Origin of the sequence: Rhodococcus tukisamuensis NBRC 100609 (genome assembly GCF_001894985.1) — a bacterium.
In the GTDB taxonomy this organism is placed as follows: Bacteria; Actinomycetota; Actinomycetes; order Mycobacteriales; family Mycobacteriaceae; genus Rhodococcus_G; species Rhodococcus_G tukisamuensis.
Genome location: NZ_BCXG01000029.1, coordinates 53,847 through 61,502, shown reverse-complemented (window position 1 = coordinate 61,502; position 7,656 = coordinate 53,847). Strand labels below are relative to the sequence as shown.

10 protein-coding genes and 1 pseudogene are annotated in these 7,656 nt (G+C 66.2%); 6 read left to right on the top strand and 5 right to left on the bottom strand.

Annotation, left to right across the window (positions count from 1 at the left end; all coding sequences use genetic code 11):
- From RT2_RS26640 to RT2_RS21925, 3 genes and pseudogenes are all read right to left on the bottom strand, one after another.
- A pseudogene (locus RT2_RS26640) lies at positions 1 to 139 on the bottom strand (bifunctional diaminohydroxyphosphoribosylaminopyrimidine deaminase/5-amino-6-(5-phosphoribosylamino)uracil reductase RibD); the annotation flags it as partial.
- A gap of 1 nt (position 140) precedes the next feature.
- Positions 141 to 824 carry a ribulose-phosphate 3-epimerase gene (rpe, locus tag RT2_RS21930; protein ID WP_072846931.1) on the bottom strand — a complete coding sequence of 228 codons (684 nt, stop codon included), beginning with the start codon at positions 822 to 824 and terminating at the stop codon, positions 141 to 143.
- 11 nt (positions 825 to 835) lie between these two features.
- Positions 836 to 1,192, bottom strand: a complete 357-nt coding sequence (locus RT2_RS21925; protein WP_072846921.1) for an MmcQ/YjbR family DNA-binding protein — start codon at positions 1,190 to 1,192, stop codon at positions 836 to 838.
- A gap of 249 nt (positions 1,193 to 1,441) precedes the next feature.
- Between RT2_RS21925 and RT2_RS21920 the strand changes: the two genes are divergently transcribed.
- The 6 genes from RT2_RS21920 (at position 1,442) to RT2_RS21895 (ending at position 5,664) form a co-directional block, all read left to right on the top strand.
- Positions 1,442 to 2,065: a TetR/AcrR family transcriptional regulator gene (locus RT2_RS21920; RefSeq protein ID WP_072846920.1), complete on the top strand. Its 624-nt coding sequence runs from the start codon at positions 1,442 to 1,444 to the stop codon at positions 2,063 to 2,065.
- Between the two features lie 121 nt (positions 2,066 to 2,186).
- The gene (locus tag RT2_RS21915) at positions 2,187 to 2,654 is read left to right on the top strand and encodes an ester cyclase (RefSeq protein WP_072846919.1); all 468 of its coding nucleotides are present in this window, start codon (positions 2,187 to 2,189) and stop codon (positions 2,652 to 2,654) included.
- 77 nt (positions 2,655 to 2,731) lie between these two features.
- A complete protein-coding gene (locus RT2_RS26235; protein ID WP_217635577.1) occupies positions 2,732 to 3,511 on the top strand; it encodes an ester cyclase in 780 nt (259 codons plus the stop codon).
- Positions 3,508 to 4,056: an NAD(P)-binding domain-containing protein gene (locus RT2_RS21905; RefSeq protein ID WP_072846918.1), complete on the top strand. Its 549-nt coding sequence runs from the start codon at positions 3,508 to 3,510 to the stop codon at positions 4,054 to 4,056. The genes RT2_RS26235 and RT2_RS21905 overlap by 4 nt, the downstream gene beginning before the upstream one ends.
- 33 nt (positions 4,057 to 4,089) lie before the next feature.
- Positions 4,090 to 4,665: an NADPH-dependent FMN reductase gene (locus RT2_RS21900; RefSeq protein WP_072846917.1), complete on the top strand. Its 576-nt coding sequence runs from the start codon at positions 4,090 to 4,092 to the stop codon at positions 4,663 to 4,665.
- 57 nt (positions 4,666 to 4,722) lie between these two features.
- A complete protein-coding gene (locus RT2_RS21895) occupies positions 4,723 to 5,664 on the top strand; it encodes an NADP-dependent oxidoreductase (protein ID WP_072846916.1) in 942 nt (313 codons plus the stop codon).
- Positions 5,665 to 5,683: 19 nt separating this feature from the next.
- On the opposite strand, the gene RT2_RS21890 is transcribed toward RT2_RS21895, so the two are convergent.
- Both RT2_RS21890 and RT2_RS21885 read right to left on the bottom strand, forming a co-directional pair.
- Complete coding sequence (locus RT2_RS21890; protein WP_245709149.1) at positions 5,684 to 6,091, bottom strand: MarR family winged helix-turn-helix transcriptional regulator; 408 nt, start codon at positions 6,089 to 6,091, stop codon at positions 5,684 to 5,686.
- Between the two features lie 157 nt (positions 6,092 to 6,248).
- Positions 6,249 to 7,538, bottom strand: a complete 1,290-nt coding sequence (locus RT2_RS21885; RefSeq protein WP_092775863.1) for a PucR family transcriptional regulator — start codon at positions 7,536 to 7,538, stop codon at positions 6,249 to 6,251.
- Between the last annotated feature and the right edge of the window lie 118 nt (positions 7,539 to 7,656).

Sequence of the window (7,656 nt, the reverse complement as noted above, 5' to 3'; positions counted from 1 at the left end):
CGACGACGCCGTGGGCGTCGAGGATCACCGCACCGACCGGCGGGTTGGGACTGGTGGTGCCCCGCACCCGCTCGGACGCGTCGACGGCGAGGAGCAGTGCCGCCGCCTCCGCCGCGGTGGGCTCGTGGGGTGCCGGCACGCTACTGGACGAGCGTCAGGTGCGGCGACGCGGAGGCGGCCTGGGCGCGCAGTGCCCGCACCGCCGCGGCCGGGTCCGCCGCGCCGTACACCGCGGAACCGGCGACAAAGCAGTCGACACCGGCCTCGGCGGCGGCCTCGACGGTGTCGGTGTTGATGCCGCCGTCGATCTCCACCACCAGGGTCAGCTCGCCCGAGTCCACCAGGCGGCGGACGGCGCGCGCCTTGCTCAGCACCTCCGGCATGAAGGACTGACCGCCGAAGCCCGGCTCCACGCTCATCACGAGCAGCGTGTCGAACTCCTTGAGGATCTCCAGGTACGGCTCGATCGGGGTGCCCGGCTTGACGGACAGGCCGGCCTTGGCGCCGGCCGCGCGGATGTCCCGGGCGACCGCGATCGGGTCGTCGGTGGCCTCGGCGTGGAAGGTGACGTTGTGGGCACCGGCCTCGGCGTAGGGCGGGGCCCAGCGGCCGGGGTTGTCGATCATCAGGTGGCAGTCCAGCGGGATGTCGGTGGCCTTGAGCAGCGACTGCACCACGGGCAGGCCCAGGGTGAGGTTCGGTACGAAGTGCGCATCCATCACGTCGACGTGCAGCCAGTCGGAACCCGCCACGGCGGCGGCCTCCTCGGCGAGCCGGGCGAAGTCGGCGGACAGGATGGACGGGGCAATCATCGGGTGGGCCACGGGCGCCAAGTTTAGTGGGTGCGCCCGCGCCGCTTGCCGAGGCTCGGGCGGAGCCGGGCCGGGGCCTTGATCAGCCACGCGTCGGTGAGCAGTTCGAGCAGTTGCCGACGGTCGACGCGGTCGAGGTCCACCAGGATGGCGCCGTAGCCGTCGTAGTGCGCGGTGGTGTAGAACGCCTGGTCGCCGGAGTCGAGCAGGGCCGCCTTCTCGTCGAGTCCGCACATCACCACCAGCCCGCCCTCGGCCTCGCTGCGCAACCTCGCGAAGCCCTTGCCTGCGACCTTCAGTGCCGGCGTCCGATACCAGGTGCTCTCCTCGACCTCGGGCAGGTCCCGAGCGAGCTCGACCACGTCGTCCCACGTGTGCATGGACTCAGCATGCGCCCACCCGTCCCGAGACGCTGAGAGAAGGGCAATTGTCAGATCCCGTATCAATGCCTTGCACCGCTGCGCCCAGTCGCCCGCAGAGCAGAGGGATGGCGAGCGGCGCCATGTCCGTGTGCATCTCTCCCTCGGCGGTGAGGGTCTCGCCGGTGATCCAGGTGGCATCTCGATGGAGCCCCTCCGTTCGCAAGCAACTGTTTGACAAGAAAATCAAGCGACTGTTTGACTTCAGCTATGCGGGCAGAAAAGACAGATCTACGCCGCGAGGCCGGTCAGCGGACGCGGGACGGCCTGCTTGCGGCTGCCCTGGAGTTGCTCGCAATGCGAGGCCAGGAGGGTGTGACACTCCGCGAGATCACGGAGAGCGCCGGAGTCAACGTCGCTGCGGTGAGCTACCACTTCGGATCACTGAAGACCCTGTGCGACGCAGCGATCGAGCATGCGCTGGAGCGCTATCTGGATGCGCAGATCCAGGCACTCAGCTCCCTCGACCCCACCTCGACACTTCCGGAGCTGGCCGCGGCATTCGCCCGGCCGATGGTGCGTGCACTCGCTGCGGGCGGGCAGGATCTGGCGGCCATGCGGACCGTGGCGCGCGTCGGGATCGATCCGCCGCAGGGGTGGGAGCGGTTGACCCGCAAGTTTGAGCAGACCCGCCGGGATGCGGTTCAGGTGCTGACTGCCCGCCTTCCCGGTGTCGACGAGCAGGAACTGGTCTTCCGCACGCGATGCGCGGCCGGCCTGCTCAACTGGCTCGCACTGGCACCCATCGGCACGGAGCTGGCAGCCACGCCTGCCGAGGAGATCGAGCGGCTGCTCGTCCCGGTGGTGGCCGGGGCGTTTCACGGGCATCAGTAGACGTCCCGACCGGGCCAAAGAAGGCCGAATCCCAAACAATTGAATTGTTTGCTTGACAATCCCCCAGGGTCGGGATCATTCTTAAGCAATCATTTGATTTCTTTCATAGAGGGAGATTGCGATGACCACCGACGCAGAAATTGCGGTCCGTGCGGCGTACCGAGCGGCCGAGGGCAGCACCCTCGACGTCCAGGGATTCATGGACCTGTTCGCCGAGGACGGCGTCTTCAACAACATCGTCGCCGGCGAGAGCTACCGGGGCGAGCACCTAGGCGATCAGGTCGTCTTCATGGCCAAGCTGGCGCCCGACGTCCACCGCGAGCTCCATCGGTTCCATGCCTTGGGCAACACCGTCGCCGTCGAGCTGACGATCCAGGGCACCGCCACCGAGCCGTTCGAGACGCCGGCCGGCGTCATACAGCCGACCGGCGCCAAGCTCAACATTCCCACCGCCGACTTCTGGTATCTCGAAGACGGCATGGTCAAGGAGTTCAACTGCTACGTCGGCCTCAGCGTCATGCTCTCCCAGCTGGGCGTGCAACCGAATTTCGCGGCCGCCGTCACTCCGCCGACCGCTACTGCGAGCTGATCGGCTTTCGCCAATGCCGCAGCTCTGCGCCGCGAGCCCGCGTAGACCTTCGTCATGCCCGCAGGGAAGGACTCACCATGACCGGATCCCCCGCCGACCTCATGCGAGTCAACCTTCTCGAGGTCTTCAACGAACCCAACCCGGCCCGGCGGGCCGCGGTCATCGCGGAGAACTATGCCGAAGGCGTGGTGTGGCACGAACCGGACCGGACGCGATGGCTGACGGAGCCGGTGCGCCCGCCCCGCAGGCGTGTCGGCTGTCGATGCACCAAAGTGAATTCCACCACCCGACCCGCTGCTCGGACTTCATTGCGTCGCCGGCCCAATTTCTTGTTGACACATCAACATCACGGAAATAGGGTCGTTGATGCATCAACAACCTGGAGGGTGGCGCCGCACAACACGGGATCGGAGAAGCCCATGCAGTCCACCGACGTGAGCGAAGCAGCCAAGGCCGTCGTCCGCCGAAACACCGAAGAAGTTCAGGGCGGAGGAGATTTCGAGGTCTTCGACCAACTCTTCGCCGACGACTTCCTGGACCACACGCCGCAACCGAACATGATCCCGACAAAAGAGGGCGTCCGGGACCTCTACCAGCGACTGCGCACGGCGTTCCCTGACTTTCACGCCGACATCCACTGGCAGGCGGCCGACGGGGGCCTCGTCACCACCTTCAAGACCTACCGCGGCACGCACCTGGGAGCCTTCCTCGGCGTCGAACCGACGGGCCGGGAAGTCCAGTTCGAGACGGTCGACGCCATGCGGGTGCGCGACGGCAGGATCGTCGAACACTGGGGCGTGGCCAACCTCTTCTCGCTCATGCAGCAGCTGGGCGGCTTCCCGAAAGCCGACTCATGAACATCACGGTCATCGGACGCGGGCGTGTCGGTGGGGGCCTGGCCAAGCTCTGGACGGCAGCCGGACACACGGTAGGGACCCTTGGCCGTGACGGTGGCGACGCGAGCAACGCGGATGTCATCGTCGTAGCCGTTCCGGCCGCCTCCATCGACGACGCGCTCGACCGGGTTTCCGGCCTGAACGGGCAGGTCACCATCGACGCGTGCAACATCTACTCAACCCGCGGCAGCGAGTTCGCTTCCCTGTCCCATCAGATCAAGTCGATCATCGGCGGTCCGACGGCGAAGTCGTTCTCGACGAACTTCGCCGCCGCATACAACCAGCTCCAACACGAACCCGTTCGACCGGGCAACCTGTTCGCCGCCGACGAGGCAGCTCGGGCCAGCACCGAGCAGCTCATCGAGGACGCCGGTTACGAACCCGTGTTCATCGGCGACCTCGACCCCGGCGCCCGCTTGCTCGAAGACAGTTCCGGCCTCACCCGCGCCCTGGCCGGGCAGATCGGACCGTTCTTCTACCGATACTCCCGCCCAAGCGAGCTCTGACGAATCCAGCACTCTCAGGAAGGGACACCAGCAATGACCAAGATCGCGATCATCCTGGGGAGCACCCGGCCCGGCCGCAACGGCGCACCCGTCGCGCAGTGGGTCTACGAGCATGCGAAGCAGCGCAGCGACGCCGATTACGAACTCGTCGATATCGCGGACTACAACCTGCCGCACCTCGACGAGCCCGCGCCACCGTCAATGGGCCGATACTCCCAGCCGCACACCAAACGCTGGGCGGCCAAAATCGCGTCCTTCGACGGCTTCGTCTTCGTGACCCCCGAGTACAACCACTCCACATCCGGGGCACTGAAGAATGCCATCGACTTCCTGTACGCGGAATGGAACAACAAGGCTGCGGGATTCGTCAGCTACGGCAGCGCCGGCGGCACGCGCGCGGTCGAACACCTCCGGTTGGTGATGGGCGAACTGCAGGTTGCCGATGTCCGCGCTCAGGTCGCACTGTCGTTACACACCGACTTCATCGACTTCAGCGAGTTCGCGCCGGCCGCCCATCACGCCGAATCACTCGGGGTGGTCTTCGACCAGGTCGTTGCCTGGAGTAACGCACTCTCGAACGTGCGCGCCGGTAAGGCGCTGACTCGGTGACCCCAACGGGCGCATCATCAATGCGTTCTCACTCCTCAATTACAAGGGAGACTTCAGATGCCGAAGGCTGTGAAGTTCTGGAACTACGGCGGACCCGAAGTGCTACAGCTCGCCGAGGTCGAACGTCCCCACGCAGCACCCGGCAAGGTCGTCGTCGAGGTGGTCACGGCTGCACTCAACCCCGGCGAGATCGGAATCCGAGAGGGCCGCTTCCACGCGATGTGGCCCGCAACCTTTCCCGAAGGTCAGGGCAATGATTTCGCCGGCTACGTCGCCGAGGTCGGCGAGGGCGTGGAAGGCTTCGTGATTGGCGATCCTGTCCTCGGATTCGCACCTCGCGCCGCGCAGGCCAACTTCGTGGTCGTGGGTACCGACGCGCTCGCACCGAAGCCGGCGGCGCTGAGCTGGGAGGGTGCGGCGACGATCGCGGGGGTCGGGGCCACTGCGTGGGCGGCGGTCGAAGCCGTGCGACCCGGGTCCGGAGAAACGGTGGTCGTGTCCGCCGCCGCCGGAGGTGTGGGTGTCATCGCGGCGCAGCTTGCGCGTCTGCGTGGCGCTCGGGTCATCGGGACCGCAGGCGAGAAGAACTTCCCACTTCTCCGGTCGCTCGGCGTCACGCCGGTTCAGTACGGCGCAGGCCTCGCCGACCGCATCGGTGCCGCGGCACCGTCCGGTATCGACGCCTACATCGACACGTTCGGCGCAGGCAACGTCGAGGTCGCCATCGGATTGGGTGTCGAACCCGATCGGATCAACACCCTCGCCGACGGGGCCGCCATCCGGAAGTACGGGGTGCACTCCGACGCACAGGAAGAAGCCGCCTCCCCCGCCCTGTGGGCCGCACTCGCCACGATGGCGGCCGAAGGGAAAATCGCCATCCCGATTGCGCAGGTGTACCCCCTCGAGGAGGTACGACAGGCGTACCGAGACGTGGCGACACGTCATGGCGGCGGCAAACGGGTACTCAGCATCATCGCGCCCGGTGAGCGTCGGGAGTAGCGCCCTGATTCGACGAGGACTACCGCCCTTCGTCGCCGCTGATTCGATCCCGAAGCCGCTCGAGCATCCCACCGAGAAGGTCGACTTCTTCGTCTGACAAGGGGTCGAAGAACAGTCGGCGGACAGTATTCACATGCTCGGGGGCCGCTGCCTCAATGGCGGCGCGTCCGTCCGGAGTCAACCGGACCATCGATCCGCGCGCATCGTGAGCACAGTCTTCCCGGACCACCAGGCCCCGCTTCTGCATCCGAGTGACCTGATGTGATGTACGACTTCGATCCCAGCCCACCAGCAGACCGAGGTCGCGTGTCCGGAGCACGCCTTCGGCGGACTCCGAGAGCGGTGCCAGGAGAGCGAAATCGGCGCCGGACAGACCGGCGTCGTCGGCCAGTTGGCGGTCGAAGGCCGACTGCAGATCGCGCGTCACCTCGCGGTACGCCTGCCACACCCTCGCCTCGCGCTCGTCGAGCCACCCAGAATTCGCCACAGATCAATCCTACATCTTTGCTGACATGTCACTAATTGAGGTGCATCCGTGCCGGGTCGGCAAGCCGATGTCTGCCTTCGAACCCACCCGTAGATGATCACGGTCCGGGTGGAGTCAGCACTGCCCGTCCGAGCCACCGACATGCAATGAGGGCAAATTCCAGGTCGAGACGCTCGTCGTCGAGAGGCCTGGCTCGTTCCTCGAGCGCCTTGTCGACCCGATATTTGACGGTGTTCTTGTGCAAGTGGACGAGCTCCGAAGTTGCCGTGTAGCTGCCCTTCGCGGTGAGAAAGGTCAGTAGCGTGTCTCGAAGCCTGTCGGCATGGTCGGTGTCGGCCGCGAGCGCCCCCAGTGCCCTGTCCACCATTCGCCGGGCCACTTCGACATCGGCCGCGAGTAGGGCAGCCACGCGTACCTGCGGGTCGGCATACGAGGTCAGCCCTCGGGCACCCTCCTTCGCGATCAACGCGACCTGCTGCGCCCGCACAGCTTCCAGATGGCTGGTGCGGAATCCAGGTGGGCTGGCCGCCGGGGTACCTACCGCCGCAAACAGATCCTTGCCCGTGCTCCTGAGTGCCGCACTCAGTCCGTCGGTATCCACGGGTTCGACCTTGCGTCCCAAGCCGATCCACCCCCACGCGGTCAACCGGTCCTTGGCGAAGAACAACGGTGCCCCGATACCGCCGACCGCCTCGCTCATCCCGTCGACTACCCGCTCGAGTTGACGTAGGTCCGCTCCGGAAGGCCCGTGATTCGCACTCCAGAGCACGACACCGAGGTGGTTCTGCCGCAGCCTGTATCCGAGGCTCGCCTCCGCCGATGACGCATCGATCCTCCGCCCGCCCAGCAAGTCCTCGAGCGTGACGGACCTGACGGTATTGCGCGTGGCCATCCAGCGCTCGAGTTCGGTTTCGTATTGGTCGACGATCTGCTCGGTGATCCTGTCGATGTAGTTGAACGTGCTTGCCACGATGCGTTGTCCGGCGGCGAAGGCCACCCGAGAATCGGGCTCACGCTGTGCAATCTCCGAGAAGGCCCAGTCGACGACGTGCTGCTGTCCCAGCCGATATGCACGCACAAGAGCATTCAACGAGATACCCCGCTGAGCGAGTCGGCGGGCATATTCCTCGGCCACGGCCGGGGTCGAGATCTCCTCGATGGGAATGCCGTATCGCAGGGTGTCGGCGAGCATCTCCAAGTTGCTCTCGACGCTCGCACCGAGGAGATCGAGGATCAGCGGGCCGTCCCGCACGTCTTCGATGGCATCGGACAACGCGGCAGCCAAGGCGACGGTCAGCTCGTGCGCCCGGGCGCCCAGCGCGGTCGCGACCTCCGTGACGAGCGCCGCGACACGGCGATCCAACCCATCGGGGATCTCGGCAGCCATGTGACGCCTCCCTACTCGGGTCCCCCACCGATTGTCTCCCGGAACCAACTCTGCGACGACCCGCTGGTTCTGACAAGACAATCCCGCTGCAACCTCGGCGCCGCGCGCACGAACCCAC

Excerpts from the sequence above, each read along its gene's own strand:
- RT2_RS21905 (WP_072846918.1), top strand. The coding sequence starts at position 3,508 with ATGAACATCACGGTCATCGGACGCGGGCGTGTCGGTGGGGGCCTGGCC.
- RT2_RS26235 (WP_217635577.1), top strand. The coding sequence starts at position 2,732 with ATGACCGGATCCCCCGCCGACCTCATGCGAGTCAACCTTCTCGAGGTC.
- RT2_RS21915 (WP_072846919.1), top strand. The coding sequence starts at position 2,187 with ATGACCACCGACGCAGAAATTGCGGTCCGTGCGGCGTACCGAGCGGCC.
- RT2_RS21925 (WP_072846921.1), bottom strand. The coding sequence starts at position 1,192 with ATGCACACGTGGGACGACGTGGTCGAGCTCGCTCGGGACCTGCCCGAG.
- RT2_RS21920 (WP_072846920.1), top strand. The coding sequence starts at position 1,442 with ATGCGGGCAGAAAAGACAGATCTACGCCGCGAGGCCGGTCAGCGGACG.
- RT2_RS21900 (WP_072846917.1), top strand. The coding sequence starts at position 4,090 with ATGACCAAGATCGCGATCATCCTGGGGAGCACCCGGCCCGGCCGCAAC.
- RT2_RS21885 (WP_092775863.1), bottom strand. The coding sequence starts at position 7,538 with ATGGCTGCCGAGATCCCCGATGGGTTGGATCGCCGTGTCGCGGCGCTC.
- RT2_RS21895 (WP_072846916.1), top strand. The coding sequence starts at position 4,723 with ATGCCGAAGGCTGTGAAGTTCTGGAACTACGGCGGACCCGAAGTGCTA.